Annotated in this window: 17 protein-coding genes; 11 read left to right on the forward strand and 6 right to left on the reverse strand. The window is 57.4% G+C overall.

Annotation, left to right across the window (positions count from 1 at the left end):
* The first annotated feature begins 181 nt into the window (after positions 1 to 181).
* The 6 genes from urtA to zinT are packed head-to-tail and all read left to right on the forward strand — an operon-like array spanning position 182 to position 6,324.
* Complete coding sequence (urtA, locus tag ACMGG5_RS17640) at positions 182 to 1,453, forward strand: urea ABC transporter substrate-binding protein (RefSeq protein ID WP_008502246.1); 1,272 nt, start codon at positions 182 to 184, stop codon at positions 1,451 to 1,453.
* 24 nt (positions 1,454 to 1,477) lie between these two features.
* The gene (gene urtB / locus ACMGG5_RS17645) at positions 1,478 to 3,052 is read left to right on the forward strand and encodes an urea ABC transporter permease subunit UrtB (protein ID WP_420278266.1); all 1,575 of its coding nucleotides are present in this window, start codon (positions 1,478 to 1,480) and stop codon (positions 3,050 to 3,052) included.
* Entirely contained in the window at positions 3,052 to 4,125 is a 1,074-nt protein-coding gene (gene urtC / locus ACMGG5_RS17650; RefSeq protein WP_420278267.1) for an urea ABC transporter permease subunit UrtC, read from the forward strand. Before urtB ends, urtC begins: the two co-directional genes overlap by 1 nt.
* The gene (gene urtD / locus ACMGG5_RS17655) at positions 4,125 to 4,922 is read left to right on the forward strand and encodes an urea ABC transporter ATP-binding protein UrtD (RefSeq protein ID WP_420278268.1); all 798 of its coding nucleotides are present in this window, start codon (positions 4,125 to 4,127) and stop codon (positions 4,920 to 4,922) included. Before urtC ends, urtD begins: the two co-directional genes overlap by 1 nt.
* Before the next feature lie 9 nt (positions 4,923 to 4,931).
* Positions 4,932 to 5,630 carry an urea ABC transporter ATP-binding subunit UrtE gene (gene urtE, locus ACMGG5_RS17660; protein ID WP_024908443.1) on the forward strand — a complete coding sequence of 233 codons (699 nt, stop codon included), beginning with the start codon at positions 4,932 to 4,934 and terminating at the stop codon, positions 5,628 to 5,630.
* Positions 5,631 to 5,682: 52 nt separating this feature from the next.
* The gene (gene zinT / locus ACMGG5_RS17665; protein ID WP_420278628.1) at positions 5,683 to 6,324 is read left to right on the forward strand and encodes a metal-binding protein ZinT; all 642 of its coding nucleotides are present in this window, start codon (positions 5,683 to 5,685) and stop codon (positions 6,322 to 6,324) included.
* A gap of 46 nt (positions 6,325 to 6,370) precedes the next feature.
* Here zinT and ydeE read toward each other — a convergent pair whose 3' ends face one another.
* Positions 6,371 to 7,564, reverse strand: coding sequence for an efflux MFS transporter YdeE (ydeE, locus tag ACMGG5_RS17670; RefSeq protein WP_420278269.1), 1,194 nt, complete (start codon positions 7,562 to 7,564; stop codon positions 6,371 to 6,373).
* Positions 7,565 to 7,758: 194 nt separating this feature from the next.
* Here ydeE and eamA point away from each other — a divergent pair, with 194 nt between their 5' ends.
* Positions 7,759 to 8,664, forward strand: a complete 906-nt coding sequence (gene eamA / locus ACMGG5_RS17675) for an O-acetylserine/cysteine exporter (RefSeq protein WP_267216476.1) — start codon at positions 7,759 to 7,761, stop codon at positions 8,662 to 8,664.
* 32 nt (positions 8,665 to 8,696) lie between these two features.
* Here eamA and marB read toward each other — a convergent pair whose 3' ends face one another.
* Genes marB through marR form a run of 3 tightly spaced genes read right to left on the reverse strand, consistent with a single transcriptional unit; the run spans position 8,697 to position 9,785 of the window.
* A complete protein-coding gene (gene marB / locus ACMGG5_RS17680) occupies positions 8,697 to 8,915 on the reverse strand; it encodes a multiple antibiotic resistance protein MarB (protein ID WP_023335698.1) in 219 nt (72 codons plus the stop codon).
* A 33-nt stretch (positions 8,916 to 8,948) separates the two neighbouring features.
* Positions 8,949 to 9,329: an MDR efflux pump AcrAB transcriptional activator MarA gene (gene marA, locus ACMGG5_RS17685; RefSeq protein ID WP_008502237.1), complete on the reverse strand. Its 381-nt coding sequence runs from the start codon at positions 9,327 to 9,329 to the stop codon at positions 8,949 to 8,951.
* A gap of 21 nt (positions 9,330 to 9,350) precedes the next feature.
* Positions 9,351 to 9,785: a multiple antibiotic resistance transcriptional regulator MarR gene (gene marR, locus ACMGG5_RS17690; protein ID WP_032647191.1), complete on the reverse strand. Its 435-nt coding sequence runs from the start codon at positions 9,783 to 9,785 to the stop codon at positions 9,351 to 9,353.
* Positions 9,786 to 10,040: 255 nt separating this feature from the next.
* On the opposite strand from marR, the gene ACMGG5_RS17695 reads away from it, so the two are divergent.
* Complete coding sequence (locus ACMGG5_RS17695) at positions 10,041 to 10,706, forward strand: MarC family NAAT transporter (RefSeq protein ID WP_024908448.1); 666 nt, start codon at positions 10,041 to 10,043, stop codon at positions 10,704 to 10,706.
* A 91-nt stretch (positions 10,707 to 10,797) separates the two neighbouring features.
* Here ACMGG5_RS17695 and ACMGG5_RS17700 read toward each other — a convergent pair whose 3' ends face one another.
* Complete coding sequence (locus tag ACMGG5_RS17700; protein WP_420278270.1) at positions 10,798 to 11,994, reverse strand: sugar transporter; 1,197 nt, start codon at positions 11,992 to 11,994, stop codon at positions 10,798 to 10,800.
* Positions 11,995 to 12,171: 177 nt separating this feature from the next.
* Here ACMGG5_RS17700 and ACMGG5_RS17705 point away from each other — a divergent pair, with 177 nt between their 5' ends.
* From ACMGG5_RS17705 to ACMGG5_RS17715, 3 genes are all read left to right on the forward strand, one after another.
* Positions 12,172 to 12,960: a PhzF family phenazine biosynthesis protein gene (locus tag ACMGG5_RS17705; protein WP_420278271.1), complete on the forward strand. Its 789-nt coding sequence runs from the start codon at positions 12,172 to 12,174 to the stop codon at positions 12,958 to 12,960.
* A 27-nt stretch (positions 12,961 to 12,987) separates the two neighbouring features.
* Entirely contained in the window at positions 12,988 to 13,779 is a 792-nt protein-coding gene (locus ACMGG5_RS17710; protein WP_157189176.1) for a PhzF family phenazine biosynthesis protein, read from the forward strand.
* A 92-nt stretch (positions 13,780 to 13,871) separates the two neighbouring features.
* A complete protein-coding gene (locus ACMGG5_RS17715) occupies positions 13,872 to 14,354 on the forward strand; it encodes a GNAT family N-acetyltransferase (protein WP_032647199.1) in 483 nt (160 codons plus the stop codon).
* On the opposite strand, the gene ptrR is transcribed toward ACMGG5_RS17715, so the two are convergent.
* Positions 14,308 to 15,186, reverse strand: coding sequence for a putrescine utilization regulator PtrR (gene ptrR, locus ACMGG5_RS17720; RefSeq protein ID WP_420278272.1), 879 nt, complete (start codon positions 15,184 to 15,186; stop codon positions 14,308 to 14,310). The two genes, ACMGG5_RS17715 and ptrR, sit on opposite strands and share 47 nt — an antisense overlap.
* Between the last annotated feature and the right edge of the window lie 78 nt (positions 15,187 to 15,264).

Consider the following 15,264-nt stretch of genomic DNA (forward strand, 5'->3'; position numbering starts at 1 on the left):
ATTATAAAAGTGCAGCGCTGTGCCATTCTGAGACGTTCTTTTTACATCCGGCGTTCCCCTCCCAGAAATAGCGCTATCTTCATTCTGGCATCCTTTTTGCTCCTGCTTCGCTGACACTTTAATTCCGCGTCCACGCCGTAACGGACGTTTTCGCACAGCGTTCTTTTTCAGGAGTGAAAATATGCAGCGTCGTACCTTATTAAAAGCCTTTGCGTTATCCGCGTCCGTCGTGGCGATGGGCATGAGTTTTGGCGCGCAGGCGGCCGATACCATCAAAGTGGGGATCATGCATTCTCTTTCCGGCACGATGGCCATCTCCGAGACCCCGCTGAAGGATGTCGCCCTGATGACGATTGATGAAATCAACGCCAAAGGCGGCGTGCTGGGTAAGAAACTGGAGCCGGTGGTGGTGGACCCGGCCTCAAACTGGCCGCTGTTTGCCGAGAAGGCCCGTCAGCTGCTGAGCCAGGATAAAGTGGCGGTGGTATTCGGCTGCTGGACGTCTGTTTCGCGCAAATCCGTACTGCCGGTCTTTGAGGAGCTGAACGGCCTGCTGTTCTATCCGGTGCAGTATGAAGGTGAAGAGATGTCGCCAAACGTCTTCTATACCGGCGCGGCGCCGAACCAGCAGGCGATCCCGGCGGTGGAATACCTGATGAGCGAAGACGGCGGCGCGGCGAAACGCTTCTTCCTGCTGGGAACCGATTACGTCTATCCGCGCACCACCAACAAGATCCTGCGCGCGTTCCTGCATTCGAAAGGGGTGGAGGATAAGGACATCGAAGAGGTTTACACCCCGTTTGGTCATAGCGACTACCAGACCATCGTCGCCAATATCAAAAAATTCTCAGCGGGCGGCAAAACCGCCGTGGTGTCGACCATCAACGGCGATTCCAACGTGCCATTCTACAAAGAGCTGGCTAACCAGGGACTGAAGGCGACGGACGTGCCGGTGGTGGCGTTCTCCGTGGGTGAAGAAGAGCTGCGCGGGATCGACACCAAACCGCTGGTGGGCAACCTGGCCGCATGGAACTACTTTGAATCCGTGGATAATCCGACAAACCAGGCCTTCGTGGCGGATTACAAAGCCTATGCCAAAGCGCATAAGCTGCCGAACGCCGATACCGTGGTGACCAACGATCCGATGGAAGCGACTTACGTAGGGATTCATATGTGGGCGCAGGCGGTGGAAAAAGCGGGCACTACCGACGTGGATAAAGTGCGTGCGGCGATGGCCGGTCAGTCCTTTAAGGCGCCGTCAGGCTTTACGCTCACCATGGATGCCACCAACCACCATCTGCATAAGCCGGTCATGATCGGTGAAATCGAAGGCAACGGTCAGTTCAACGTGGTGTGGCAGACGGAACAGCCGGTACGCGCCCAGCCGTGGAGCCCGTTCATCGCCGGGAATGACAAAAAGCCCGACCAGCCGATGAAAACAGCCAGCAACTAAGCCATCACCACAGGGAGAAACGTCATGAACGCCATGCGCTTGTTCATCGCTCTTGTATGGCTTTCCGGACTGCTGCCAGGGATGGCGCAGGCATCGGATGCCGATCGTTTTGTTGCCGCCAGCCGCAGCCAGCAGGCGGATTTGTTGATGCAGTGGGCCGCCGCGCCGGATGCGGTTAGGCTGCCGCTGCTACAGGCGCTGCAAAAGGAAAATTTGTATACCGACAGCCAAAAGCACGCCTTTGCGCAGCGCAGTGGCCAAATGGTCTCGCTCGGTGACGCAAAGGCGGCCGAAGGACCAACCAAAGCCGTTCGTCTGACCAACCGGCTGCGCGTTCTGGCCGCCACGGCCATCGCGACGCATCAGCTGGTGAGTGACAGCGTCACCGAAAGGCGATCGGCGGCACGTCAGCTTCAGCGGGATGCCCAGCCCGGGATGCTCGCTTTTCTGGAAAAGCGGGTAAACGATGAAACGGACGCAGTGGCGCGTCAGGCGCTGCTGCTGGCGGTGGCGAATCTCCAGCTAGCCAGCCCGCTGGCCGAGGTGCGCCGCAAGGCTGTCGAATTATTAGGGCAGTCTGACGATCCGGACGTGGAGTCCAGACTTACCCCGTTTACCCAGGCACAGACAGAGCCGGATGCTGGGGTTCGCGCCGCCGCGCAGGAGAGTCTTATCCAGATCCAGCACCGCCTGATGTGGGGCGATCTGCTGGGCCAGGCGTTTATGGGGCTGTCCCTGGGGTCGGTGCTGCTGCTGGCCGCGCTGGGGCTGGCTATCACCTACGGCCTGCTGGGCGTGATTAACATGGCCCACGGCGAGATGCTGATGCTGGGGGCATATGCCACCTGGATGGTGCAGCAGGCGATGGCCGGGCTTGCGCCCCAGTGGCTGGCGCTCTATCCCGTTATCGCCTTGCCGGTCGCGTTCTGCCTGACGGCGGGCATTGGAATGGTGCTGGAGCGCACGGTGATCCGCCATTTGTACGGTCGTCCGCTGGAAACGCTGCTGGCGACGTGGGGCATCAGCCTGATGCTTATCCAGTTGGTGCGCATGACCTTTGGCGCCCAGAACCTCGAGGTGGCGAACCCGGCATGGCTGTCCGGCGGGGTGCAGGTTTTTGCCAACCTGACGCTGCCATGGAACCGCATTGTGGTGCTGGGCTTCGTGCTGCTGGTGCTGTTCTTCACCTGGCTCATTCTGAACAAAACCTGTCTGGGGCTCAACGTGCGGGCGGTGACGCAAAACCGCAGCATGGCCGCCTGCTGTGGGGTACCGACAGGGCGCGTCGATATGCTGGCGTTTGGGCTTGGCTCCGGAATTGCGGGATTAGGCGGCGTGGCGCTATCGCAGCTCGGTAACGTCGGGCCGGAGCTGGGCCAGGGCTATATTATTGACTCTTTCCTCGTGGTCGTTCTTGGTGGCGTAGGCCAGCTGGCAGGCAGCGTGGCCGCGGCGTTTGGTCTGGGGATCTTCAATAAAATTCTTGAACCGCAGATGGGTGCGGTGATGGGCAAGATCGTGATTCTGGTGGCGATCGTGCTGTTTATTCAGAAACGCCCCCAGGGGCTGTTTGCGCTGAAAGGGAGGGTGATTGACTGATGAGCCAGCCGCTGACCTTAACGCTGGCGCGCAAAGCGCCACGCACCAAGCAACTTGCAGGCAGCCTGCTGGTGGTGTGTCTGCTGATATTGCCGTTTTTCGCCTTACTGCCTGCGACGCATCCGCTGGCGCTGTCGACCTGGATGCTGACCCTGATTGGCAAGATCCTCTGCTACGCCATCGTTGCGGTGGCGCTGGATCTGGTGTGGGGCTATGCCGGGATGCTGTCGCTTGGGCACGGGATCTTCTTCGCGCTGGGCGGCTACGCGATGGGCATGTACCTGATGCGCCAGGCCGCGGGTGACGGTCTGCCCGCGTTTATGTCGTTTCTCTCCTGGAGCGAGCTGCCGTGGTTCTGGTGGGGAACCCAGCATTTTGCCTGGGCGCTGGTGCTGATTGTGATGGTGCCGGGACTGCTGGCGCTGGTGTTTGGCTGGTTTGCCTTCCGCTCAAAGATCAAAGGGGTCTACTTCTCGATTATGACCCAGGCGCTGACCTATGCCGGGATGCTGCTGTTCTTTCGCAACGAAACCGGTTTTGGCGGCAATAACGGCTTTACCGGCTTCACCACGCTGCTCGGGTTTTCGGTGACGGAAACGACCACCCGTATCGCGCTGTTTCTGGCCACCGTGCTGTTGCTGATCCTGGCGTTAGGCACCGGATTTGCGCTGGCGAAGAGCAAGTTTGGCCGCATCCTGACCGCGGTTCGTGATGCCGAAAATCGGCTGACGTTTTGCGGCTACGATCCGCGCGGCTTCAAGCTGCTGGTATGGACGCTCTCTGCCGTGCTGTGCGGTCTGGCGGGGGCGCTGTATGTGCCGCAGGTGGGCATTATCAACCCCGGTGAAATGTCACCAACGAACTCGATAGAAGCGGCTATCTGGGTGGCGCTGGGCGGGCGCGGCACGCTGGTGGGACCGGTGATTGGCGCGGCGCTGGTGAACGGGGCGAAAAGTTTCTTCACCGTCGCGATGCCGGAATACTGGCAGCTGTTTCTGGGGTTGATTTTTATCGCCGTCACGCTGTTTTTACCGCGCGGCGTCTATGGTCTGTTTCGAAAGGGAGATAAATAATGCAGCCAGCCGAAGGGTTATTTACCCGCCAGTTGCCCGGCGATCGTTACCGCGAGCAGACCGACCCGGTGCTTCAGCTTGAGGCCATTAACGTCAATTTTGATGGCTTTCAGGCCCTGACCGATCTCTCGCTGAATATCGGCGTGGGTGAGCTGCGCTGCGTGATCGGCCCCAACGGAGCCGGTAAAACCACGCTGATGGACGTCATCACCGGCAAAACGCGTCCAGAGAGCGGCAGGGCGATTTACGATCAGTCCATCGATCTGACCGCGCTGGAGCCTGCGGCCATTGCCCGCCAGGGGATCGGGCGTAAATTCCAGAAACCCACCGTTTTTGAAGCGCTGACGGTGTGGGAAAACCTGGAGATCGCCATGAAAACCGATAAATCCGTCTGGGCGAGCCTGCGGGCAACGCTCAACGGTGAACAGCGCGACCGGATCGATGAGATGCTGGTTTTGCTGCGCCTTAGCAGCGAGCACGACCGCCGCGCCGGGCTGCTTTCCCACGGGCAAAAGCAGTTTCTGGAGATCGGCATGCTGCTGGTGCAGGACCCGCATCTGCTGCTGTTGGATGAACCCGCCGCCGGGATGACCGACGCGGAAACGGAATATACCGCCGAGCTGTTCAAAACGCTGGCGGGCAAGCACTCCCTGATGGTGGTGGAGCACGATATGGGCTTTGTTGAAACCATCGCCGACCATGTGACGGTGCTGCACCAGGGGCGGGTGCTGGCGGAAGGGGCGCTTCGCGAAGTTCAGGCCAACGAACAGGTGATTGAGGTCTATCTGGGACGTTAAGGAGAGGGAATGTTACAGGTCAACGAACTGAATCAGTATTACGGCGGCAGCCATATCCTGCGCGGCGTGAGCTTTGAGGCTAACACTGGCGAAGTCACCTGCCTGCTGGGGCGCAACGGCGTCGGGAAAACCACGCTGCTGAAGTGTCTGATGGGGCTGATCCCGGCGAAAACCGGGGAGGTCATCTGGCAGGGTAAAAAGATTACCCACAGCAGGCCGCATCAGCGGGTGCAGACTGGCGTGGCGTATGTTCCGCAGGGGCGCGAGATTTTCTCGCGCCTGACCGTGGAGGAGAACCTTCTGCTGGGGCTGTCGCGATTTTCCGCCCGCGAGGCGAAGCAGGTGCCGGAAGAGATCTGGCAGCTGTTCCCGGTGCTTAAAGAGATGAAGCATCGTCGCGGGGGCGATCTCTCCGGCGGGCAACAGCAGCAGCTGGCGATTGGGCGCGCGCTGGCGAGTCGTCCGCAGCTGCTGATTCTGGATGAGCCGACCGAAGGCATACAGCCGTCGGTGATTAAAGAGATTGGCCAGGTGATCCGCACTCTGGCGGACCGGGGGGATATGGCGATCCTGCTGGTTGAGCAATTTTACGACTTTGCCGCCGAGCTGGCAGACAGCTATCTGCTCATGTCGCGCGGCACCATTATTCAGCGCGGACGGGGTGAGAACATGGAGCAGGAGGGCGTGCGCGGCCTGGTTGCGATCTGAAATGTTATAATATAACATCCTCGTTCTTATCAAACGGAATGAGGGTGTTATGTTGACTGCACATATTGGAAAATTTGCTATGACTCTGGGGGCGCTGCTGGTCAGCGGCCAGCTGTTTGCTCATTCGCACGGCCATCAGATGACTGAAGCGGAACAGAAAGCGGCGAACGGTGTGTTTGAGGATAAAGACGTGAAGGACAGAGCGCTGTCTGACTGGGACGGGACCTGGCAGTCGGTCTATCCGTTCCTGCTTGATGGTTCGCTCGATCCGGTCTTTAAACAGAAAGCGCAGAAAGACAAAAGTAAAACCTTTGACGAGGTGAAAGCCTACTACCGAACGGGTTATGCGACGGACGTGGATGCCATCGGCATCGAAAATAACGTGATGGAGTTCCATCAGGGTAAAGCGGTCAGCCGCTGCCATTATGATTACAGTGGCTACAAAATTCTGACCTACGCGTCAGGTAAGAAAGGCGTGCGCTATCTGTTTGAGTGTAAGGACGCCAGCAGCAAGGCGCCGAAGTTCGTGCAGTTCAGCGACCATACCATCGGACCGAAGGCCTCTTCGCACTTCCATATTTTCATGGGCAATACCTCCCACGAGGCGCTGCTGAAAGAGATGGATAACTGGCCGACCTATTACCCGAACGAGATGTATAAAGAGCAGGTGGTGGAGGAGATGTTGCACCACTGATGCTTTATTGCCGGGTGGCGGCTGCGCCTTACCCGGCCTGCATTTGCTACGCCGCTTTGGGCGACTCGCACCACGCCTTCACGCTCATCCCGCGCAAAATCATCAGCCATGCGACAACAATGGCGACCATCATTATGACAAACAACGACCAGTGCGGCAGGTTGGTCAGGATGATACCGGTGATCATCGGGTTTGCCGCCGCGCCGAGCCAACCCAGCGCCTGCGCGGAGAAATAGCTCGCCTTCATTCCCGGTGGCGCAATGTTGTCGATCAGCATGTATTCGCCCGGGGCATAGATAATCTCACCCAGGGTGAAGATGGCGGCAGCAATGCCCCAGTAAACCAGGTTCTCTCCGGAGAGCATAAAGCCGCCCAGCCCCACGATAAAAAACAGGGTAGCGAGGGTCATCAGCGGGCGGATATTGCTGGCTGAGATTTTGCGGCCCAGCGCATATTGCAGCGTCACCACCACGGCGGCGTTGACCGGGAGCACCACGGCCACCACCTTTTCGGCGAAATCACTGTCCGCATGCGCGGCCAGAACGTATTGCGAAATACAGCTCGCGAACGACCCGCCCACGTATGAGGCCAGCAGGCCAGACAGCGTGTACCAGAACAGCGCGCGGTCTTTCAGCAATACCGACGACTGCCAGGGCGTCTTCTCCTCGGTAGTATCCAGCGCCACGCTTTTTTGCACAAAGAAATGGATAAAGCCCAGCGGCAGCGCGGCGCAGAAGGCCGCCAGCCAGAACGGTAGCTGCAGGCTGTACATCACCAGCAGGGTGCCAATCGGCGGTCCGATCGTCCAGCCAATGTTCAGGAAGCTGTAGTTCAGCGAGAAGACGCGCGCTTTCTGGCTCGCGGTGAGCACGTCGGAGAACCAGGCCTTCAGCACCGTCGAAAAGACGGAATAGGCGCAGTTGATCAGCGCAAAGAACAGCACCACCAGCGTGACGTTATCGACCAGCGGGATCGCGACAAAGCCGGCGATAAAGGCCACGATCGCGATCAGCATGTAGCGTTTTTTATCAAACTTATCGGCAAGAATGCCAAACCCCAGGCTGAACACCACGCCGATAGTCAGCGCAATCGTCAGGGCATAACCAATATTCTCGACGCTCATGCTGTAGACGCGCGTGAGATAGATGGTCATAAACGGCAGCGTTGCCCCTCGACCAATGGTTAACAACAATGACGATGCCAGCAGCGCTGCGGTTGAGCGCCTGAGAGATGGTTTCATATTCCTGCCCGACAGTTGCTTATGCTTTTATTAGATGTGTGTTAACAGGATTACCATGACATAAGGGGCTTGTATAGCACCTGATTTATCCCTAAGTGCTTCAGCTGCCTGCCAGAAATAATGATCTTCTCGCGGCGCACTTTTTTCTGTTACCTTGAAGTGTTAACAAATTATTAATAATTCAGGGGCTGGGTATGACGCGGAAAGACGGGCTGCTGGCGTTGCTGGTGGTCGTAGTATGGGGGCTCAACTTTGTGGTCATTAAGCTGGGGCTGCACAACATGCCGCCGCTGATGCTGGCCGGTTTACGTTTTATGCTGGTCGCTTTTCCGGCCATCTTCTTTGTCGCCCGCCCGAAGATCCCGTTGAAACTGCTGCTGGGCTACGGTCTGACCATTAGCTTTGGCCAGTTCGCGTTTCTCTTCTGCGCCATCAAGTTCGGCATGCCGGCGGGTCTTGCCTCGCTGGTGTTACAGGCGCAGGCGTTCTTTACCATTATTCTCGGGGCGTTCGTGTTTGGCGAGCGTCTGCAGGGCAAACAGCTGGCGGGGATCACCCTGGCGGTGTTCGGCGTGCTGGTGCTGATCGAGGCCAGCCTGAATGGTCAGCATGTGGCGCTGCTCGGGTTTATGCTGACGCTGGCGGCAGGGCTGAGCTGGGCCTGCGGGAATATCTTCAACAAGCTGATTATGCAGCACGAGGCGCGCCCGGCGGTGATGTCGCTGGTGGTGTGGAGCGCACTGATCCCGGTGATCCCGTTTCTGCTGGCGTCGAGTATTCTGGACGGTCCGGCGGTGATGCTGAACAGTCTGGTCGACATCGATATGACCACGATCCTGTCTCTCGTCTATCTGGCCTTTGTCGCCACCATTGTGGGCTACGGGATCTGGGGATCGCTGCTGGGGCGGTATGAAACCTGGCGCGTCGCGCCGTTATCCCTGCTGGTGCCGGTGGTAGGACTTGCCAGTGCGGCGATATTGCTGGATGAAACGCTAAGCGCGCTGCAGCTGTTTGGCGCCGTGCTGATCATGGCCGGGCTGTACATTAACGTGTTTGGTCTGCGGGTTCGTCGGACGACGCGGGTAAGCGAAAAGGCATAAAAAAAGCCCCGCATCTGCGGGGCAAAAACGAATCAGAGGCCGTGCTGATTATAATAAGGCACGCCTAATTCGTCGGATTTGTCGCTACCAGCACCCATGTGGTTGAAATCATAAGGCGACTGGTCATGTGCTGACGGCAAAATCATCGTATCAGGATTATTTTGCTGCGTTGCACGAGGGGTTTGCTCCGCGAAGGTCTGGCTGGAGAACAGCACCAGCAAGGCGAGGGCGGCGGAGGCGATAACTTTCATGATTTCCTCGGTTACGTCTGTTACAGGCGATGATTAACTACAGTGTTTTAACGGATACAGGTATCGGGATTCGCCCGGCACGCTGGTGATTCGGTACTTATGAGGCGGCACGTCAAAATAGTTCTTGAACGTACGCGTCAGGGTTTGCTGCGATTCAAATCCGTAACGCTCCGCCAGATAAAGGATCGGCTCATTGCTTTCTTTCAGTTTCTGGGCAATTTCCGTCAGCTTGCGGCTGCGAATATATTGACCTAATGAATGACCGGTCTCTTTTTTGAACATCCGTTGCAGGTGCCATTTGGAGTAACCCGAACGCTCTGACACTTTTTCAAGGGAGAGCGGCGATTCCAGGTTATCTTCGATCCAGTCCAAAATGCTATGAATGGTAATAGCGTCAGTATTGCGTCTGGACATCGTCATACCTCTTTTTTCTGTTTACGGCAGGATTTTCTTCAGCAAAAGCTCAAGGGTTGCCACTTCATCTGCCGTTAAGTTTTTTGTTAGTTCCTGATGCAGTGTTTGTCCTACTAATTGATGACATTGCTCGCACATGTCCGCGCCATCGCTGGTTAGCTTCACCAGTACGCCGCGTTTGTCATTCGGGTTAGGGCTTCGTTCTATCCATCCTTTGCAGACGAGACGATCGAGCATGCGGGTTAACGCGCCCAGATCGACAGAGAGCACCTTTTTCAGCTCAACCGGCGTGATACACACTTCGCAGCGAATGGAACACAGCACTTTGAACTGTGTTGCGGTGATATCCAGCGGTGACAGGTAGTCATTGAGCAGGCGATCTTTTTTCTGATTGACCATATGAATAAGACGACCCAGCGGAACAACGTCGTTAAAGATATCACTGGTGCTTTTCACAATGGTTGCCCTGGCAAGTAATTAGTCACGGCAGATATTATTGCTCAGGCAAGTATAAGTCAACTGAATGAGTCAGCCGATGCCACGAATTGCTAAAACGTTTCATGAACTTTTTTTGAGGTCTTTCAAATCAGATAGATAACTGACAGTTATCTTTTCAGAAGGGAAATAATCGTTACGTTGCACCCATGGCTGAATGTCACACTTTCACCCTATAATTGCTGTGTTAAATATGGATAAGGACAACAACGCACTATGTTGGATTTAATTAAAGCAATCAGCCTTGGGCTGGTGGTCTTGCTGCCGTTGGCTAACCCGTTAACGACGGTGGCGCTGTTCCTCGGGCTGGCAGGGAATATGAATAGCGCCGAGCGCAACCATCAGTCGATGATGGCCTCGGTGTATGTGTTTGCCATCATGATGGTGGCTTATTACGCCGGACAGGTGGTGATGAATACCTTCGGGATTTCTATCCCGGGCCTGCGTATCGCGGGGGGGCTGATTGTGGCCTTTATTGGTTTCCGCATGCTGTTCCCGGCGCAAAAAGCGCATGAGTCGCCGGAAGCGGCCAGCAAATCGGAAGAGCTGGAAACCGAACCGAGTGCCAATATCGCCTTTGTGCCGATTGCCATGCCGAGCACGGCGGGGCCGGGGACCATCGCGATGATCATCAGCTCCGCGTCGACGGTGCGTGACAGCGCAACCTTCCCGGACTGGGTGCTGACGGTAGCGCCACCGCTGATTTTTGCGATTATCGGTCTTATCGTGTGGGTGTCGCTGCGCAGCTCTGGCGCCATTATGCGCTGGGTAGGCAAGGGCGGTATCGAGGCGATTTCCCGTCTGATGGGCTTCTTACTGGTCTGTATGGGCGTGCAGTTTATTATTAACGGCGTGCTGGAAATTATTAAGACCTATCATTGATGTGATTGCCGGGTGGCGGCTACGCCTTACCCGGCCTACGTTATTATGGGCTTGTAGGCCGGGTAAGCGCAGCGCCACCCGGCAAGAAGGCTCACCCGTGCTGCCCCTGTTCCTCCAGCGCCACCGGCCATTTACGGAAGATGAGCACCGACCAGACAAGCGCCATCAGGGCCGGAATAGCCCCCAGATAGCCAATCGCTGACATCGACACGTGCAGTATGACCTGATTTCCCACCAGCGCGCCCGCGCCAATCCCGAGATTGAAAATCCCGGAGAATAGCGACATGGCAACGTCTGTTGCATCCGGCGCCAGGGCCAGAACTTTCACCTGCATGCCCAGACCAATAATCATGATCGCCACGCCCCAGAACAGGCTGAGGATCGCCAGATAGCTTTCACTACCTGCGGCGGGCATCAGCAGCAGCAGGCAGGCCAGCAGCAGGCCGATGGCGCTGCTCACCAGCAAGGAGGCGTGCCGGTTACCCAGCTTGCCAAACAGCACGCTGCCAATAATGCCCGCGCCGCCGAGGATCAACAGTAAGACGGTGGCAAAGTTGGCGCTAAAGCCCGCCACCACCTGCACAAACGGTTCAATGTAGCTATACGCCGTGTAATGGGCCGTCACCACAATGACGGTCAGCAGGTAGATACTCAGCAGTGCCGGGCGACGCATCAGCAGCGGCAGGCTTTTCAGCGAGCCGGAATGTTCGCTCGGCAGCGCGGGCAGCAGTTTAATCAGGCATACCAGCGTAACCAGCGCACCCATACCGATGGCGAAGAAGGTCGTACGCCAGCCGAAGTATTGCCCCACGATGCGGCCAATCGGCAGACCCAGCACCATCGCCAGTGCGGTACCGGTAGCAATCAGGCTCAGCGCCTGCGCGCGTTTCCCTGCCGGCGCCAGGCGAATCGCCAGCGACGCGGTGATCGACCAGAACACCGCATGGGCAAAGGCGATGCCGATGCGGCTCATGACCAGCACCGTAAAATTCCACGCCATAAATGACAGCACGTGGCTTGCAATGAACAAGACAAACAGACCGATCAGCAGCCTGCGCCGCTCCATCTGGCTGGTCAGCAGCATAAACGGCAGGGACATTAGCGCCACCACCCAGGCGTAGATGGTCAACATAATGCCCACCTGAGCCGTTTCCATCTGGAAACTTTCAGCGATGTCAGACAACAGCCCAACCGGAACAAATTCTGTGGTATTAAAAATAAACGCGGCAATGGCCAGCGTGACCACGCGTAGCCACGCAACCCTGCGGGAAACTGTGTTCGTTGTCATAGGGATGTCGGAGATTCGTTGCTGAAAAGAAGAGGGGACGATCTTAAAACGTCAAACGGCGAAAACTCAACCATTATGTGATGCAGATCTCAATATTTACCTTATAAAAGCGGTAGCCGGGAACGCTGTTTTCATTGAATATAAAAGAACAACATAATAAAAACAGGCGGTAAGACAATGCAGGAGATTGATTTTTATCTGGTAGATGCGTTCAGCGATACCTCGTTCGGCGGCAACCCGGCAGCCGTTTGCCCGCTGAAAGCGTGGTTGCCCGATGAGACCTTACTGAAAATGGCGCAGCAGCATAATCAGTCGGAAACGGCTTTTTTCGTCTGCAGTAAAGGGGGCATTGAGCTCCGCTGGTTTACCACGCTCACCGAAGTCAATCTCTGCGGCCACGCTACGCTGGCGGCCGCGCACGTGCTGTTTACCGAGCTGGATTACCCGGATTCGCGGATCCACTTTGAAACCGCCTCTGGCCGCCTGACGGTCAGCCGGGAGGGGGAGTGGATGACGCTGGACTTCCCGGCATGTCCAACCCATGAAGAGACGCCCCCGCCTGAAATGCTCTCGGCGCTGGGTATCAGCCGCTACGTTGAAGCCCGGAAAGGGCGCGCCTGGGTCATCGTTCTTGAAAATTGCCAGCAGGTCGAGGCCCTCGCGCCACACTTTTCGGCGATGACGCCGGGCGAGCATAAGGTGAGCGTGACGGCGCGCGGTGAGGGGGAATACGATTTTGTCAGCCGCTTTTTCTCCCCCGGCGTTTCCGTCCCGGAGGACCCGGTTACCGGCTCCGCGCACACCATGCTGATCCCGTACTGGAGCGAAAAGCTGGGTAAAACGACGATGTTTGCCCGTCAGGTTTCAGTGCGCGGTGGCGATGTGCGCTGTGAGCTGAAAGGCTCGCGGGTGCTGATGAGCGGGCAGGCCACATTTTATCTGAAAGGCACAGTTTTTCTGCGCTAAATAGCCATAACAAGAGAGGAAGAGACAATGCAGGAAATTGATTTTTATCTGGTGGATGCCTTCAGCGACAAAACCTTTGGTGGCAACGCCGCAGCGGTATGTCCTCTGGAAGAGTGGCTGCCGGACGAGACGCTGCTCAAAATGGCGCAGCAGCATAACCAGTCTGAGACCGCCTTTTTCGTGCGCACCGACGGTGGGTTTGAGCTGCGCTGGTTTACCACGCTGGATGAAATTAACCTCTGCGGCCACGCTACGCTTGCCGCCTCGCACGTCATTTTCGAATACCTTGATTACCCGCATACCGAAATCACCTTCACCACCCGCTTCGTGGGCGAGCTGACGGTAAAACGCAGCGGCGACTGGCTGACGCTGAACTTCCCCGCATGGTCGACGGAGGTTGTGGATAATCCTCCCGAGGTGCTGTTTAGCGCGCTGGGCATCACGGCGGCAAAAGAGGTGCGCGTGGGTCGGGATTACATGGTGGTGCTGGAGAGCCAGCAGCAGGTGGAGGCGTTAACGCCGGATATCGGAGCCATGCTTCCGCTGGATAAAATGGTCTGCGTGACGGCGCCGGGCGAAGAATATGACTTCGTCAGCCGCTTCTTCTGCCCGGGCGAAGGGGTGCCGGAAGATCCGGTTACCGGATCTGCCCACAGCATGCTGATCCCGTACTGGAGTGAAAAGCTGGGCAAAACGTCTCTCAATGCCCGCCAGGTGTCGCACCGTGGCGGGGATCTGCGCTGCGAGCTGAAGGGCGACCGCGTGCTGATTGGCGGCCAGGCTACCCTGTATCTGAAAGGGCGCGTCTTTTTGCGCTAACAGGGCGGAGCGATAAGTTAATACTATGTAGCACCCTGGCAGGCCTGCGCTATGTTGAAATTTAGCCTCATAAAAAAAGCAAGGAGCCTGCCATGTATTCCATTACCTCTGAATCTGCACGTCATCCGGACATTCTCGCTCTGATCGCGGCGCTTGACCGCTATCAGAGCGAACTCTATCCCGCAGAAAGCAACCATCTGCTCGATCTGGCTGCGCTGCCGGAAGCCTCGCTGATCCTGATGATCATTCGCGACCAGCAGCTGCACGCCGTGGGCTGTGGCGCTATCGTGCTCAACGGTGACGGAACGGGGGAGATGAAGCGGGTCTATATCGATCCGGCCCATCGCGGGCAGCATCTCGGCGAAACGCTGCTGGCCGCCCTGGAAGATGAGGCTCTGAGCCGTCATTGCCATACGGTACGGCTGGAGACGGGCATCAAGCAGCATGCTGCGGTGCGTCTTTATGAACAGTGCGGATACGATTTGCGTCCGGCGTTTGCCCCGTACGTTGACGACCCGCTCAGCCTGTTTATGGAGAAGGCGCTGGTTGAAGACGTTCGTTTAGCAGCGCTATAAAAGCTTCCAGCTGGCGGGTCATCGCCCCGCGTCGCCACACCAGCCAGGTGGTGAGCCAGCGCCAGTTTTCCGCCAGCGGCCAGGCTTCCACCTGTTGATGCCCAGGCATACTCTCCAGCATCGAGCGCGGCATCAGTGCGATGCCCGCGCCCGCAATGACGCAGGCGAGCATGCCGTGATAGGACTCCATCTCATGAATGCGGCCGGGCGTGGCGCGGTCAGCGTGAAACCAGCTCTCCAGGTGTCGGCGATACGAGCAGTTGGCGCGAAAGGCATAGACGTCGCTGCCGCTGACCTGCGAGGCGCGCGTCACCTCCACATGCCCGGCAGGCGTGACCAGCATCATCTCTTCCCGGTAGACCGGCATGCCTTCCAGCTCCGGGGGCGAAAGCGGACCGTCGACGAAGGCGGCGCTTAGGGTTCCCTCCAGTACGCCATCAATCATCGTCCCGGAAGGCCCGGTAGAAAGGGCAAACTGAATACGCGGATAGCGCTGGTTAAACTGCGCCAGCGTTTCAGGAATGCGCACGGCGGCGGTGCTTTCCAGCGCGCCGAGGGCAAATAACCCCTGCGGCTCATCCCCCGCGACAACCATGCGCGCTTCATCCACCAGGGCGAGGATCTGCCTGCTGTAGCGCAGGAAGTTATGGCCAGCCGGGGATAAGCGCAAACGCTGATTCTCACGAATAAACAGCTCAACGCCCAGATCGGCTTCCAGCTGGCGGATGCGGGTCGTCAGGTTAGACGGCACGCGATGCACCTTCTGCGCCGCCTGGGTGATGCTGCCCGTCAGCGCGACGGCGTTAAACATTTCAAGCTGGGTTAAGTCCATGGCATTCTCGTTTCGTGAATAAGGTGGTTAGTATTATTCATTTTTAAGAAATAGCAGAGTGAGCCACAATCAATCAAC

The organism is Enterobacter sp. BNK-34, assembly GCF_048684445.1.
In the GTDB taxonomy this organism is placed as follows: domain Bacteria; phylum Pseudomonadota; class Gammaproteobacteria; order Enterobacterales; family Enterobacteriaceae; genus Enterobacter; species Enterobacter pseudoroggenkampii.

Bases quoted from the DNA above. Each gene is read 5' to 3' on its own strand.
- ACMGG5_RS17705 (WP_420278271.1), top strand. From the start codon at position 12,172: ATGCAGGAGATTGATTTTTATCTGGTAGATGCGTTCAGCGATACCTCG.
- urtA (WP_008502246.1), top strand. From the start codon at position 182: ATGCAGCGTCGTACCTTATTAAAAGCCTTTGCGTTATCCGCGTCCGTC.
- urtC (WP_420278267.1), top strand. From the start codon at position 3,052: ATGAGCCAGCCGCTGACCTTAACGCTGGCGCGCAAAGCGCCACGCACC.
- marA (WP_008502237.1), bottom strand. From the start codon at position 9,329: ATGTCCAGACGCAATACTGACGCTATTACCATTCATAGCATTTTGGAC.
- marB (WP_023335698.1), bottom strand. From the start codon at position 8,915: ATGAAAGTTATCGCCTCCGCCGCCCTCGCCTTGCTGGTGCTGTTCTCC.
- ydeE (WP_420278269.1), bottom strand. From the start codon at position 7,564: ATGAAACCATCTCTCAGGCGCTCAACCGCAGCGCTGCTGGCATCGTCA.
- urtB (WP_420278266.1), top strand. From the start codon at position 1,478: ATGAACGCCATGCGCTTGTTCATCGCTCTTGTATGGCTTTCCGGACTG.
- urtE (WP_024908443.1), top strand. From the start codon at position 4,932: ATGTTACAGGTCAACGAACTGAATCAGTATTACGGCGGCAGCCATATC.
- ptrR (WP_420278272.1), bottom strand. From the start codon at position 15,186: ATGGACTTAACCCAGCTTGAAATGTTTAACGCCGTCGCGCTGACGGGC.
- urtD (WP_420278268.1), top strand. From the start codon at position 4,125: ATGCAGCCAGCCGAAGGGTTATTTACCCGCCAGTTGCCCGGCGATCGT.
- ACMGG5_RS17715 (WP_032647199.1), top strand. From the start codon at position 13,872: ATGTATTCCATTACCTCTGAATCTGCACGTCATCCGGACATTCTCGCT.
- ACMGG5_RS17710 (WP_157189176.1), top strand. From the start codon at position 12,988: ATGCAGGAAATTGATTTTTATCTGGTGGATGCCTTCAGCGACAAAACC.
- eamA (WP_267216476.1), top strand. From the start codon at position 7,759: ATGACGCGGAAAGACGGGCTGCTGGCGTTGCTGGTGGTCGTAGTATGG.
- ACMGG5_RS17695 (WP_024908448.1), top strand. From the start codon at position 10,041: ATGTTGGATTTAATTAAAGCAATCAGCCTTGGGCTGGTGGTCTTGCTG.
- ACMGG5_RS17700 (WP_420278270.1), bottom strand. From the start codon at position 11,994: ATGACAACGAACACAGTTTCCCGCAGGGTTGCGTGGCTACGCGTGGTC.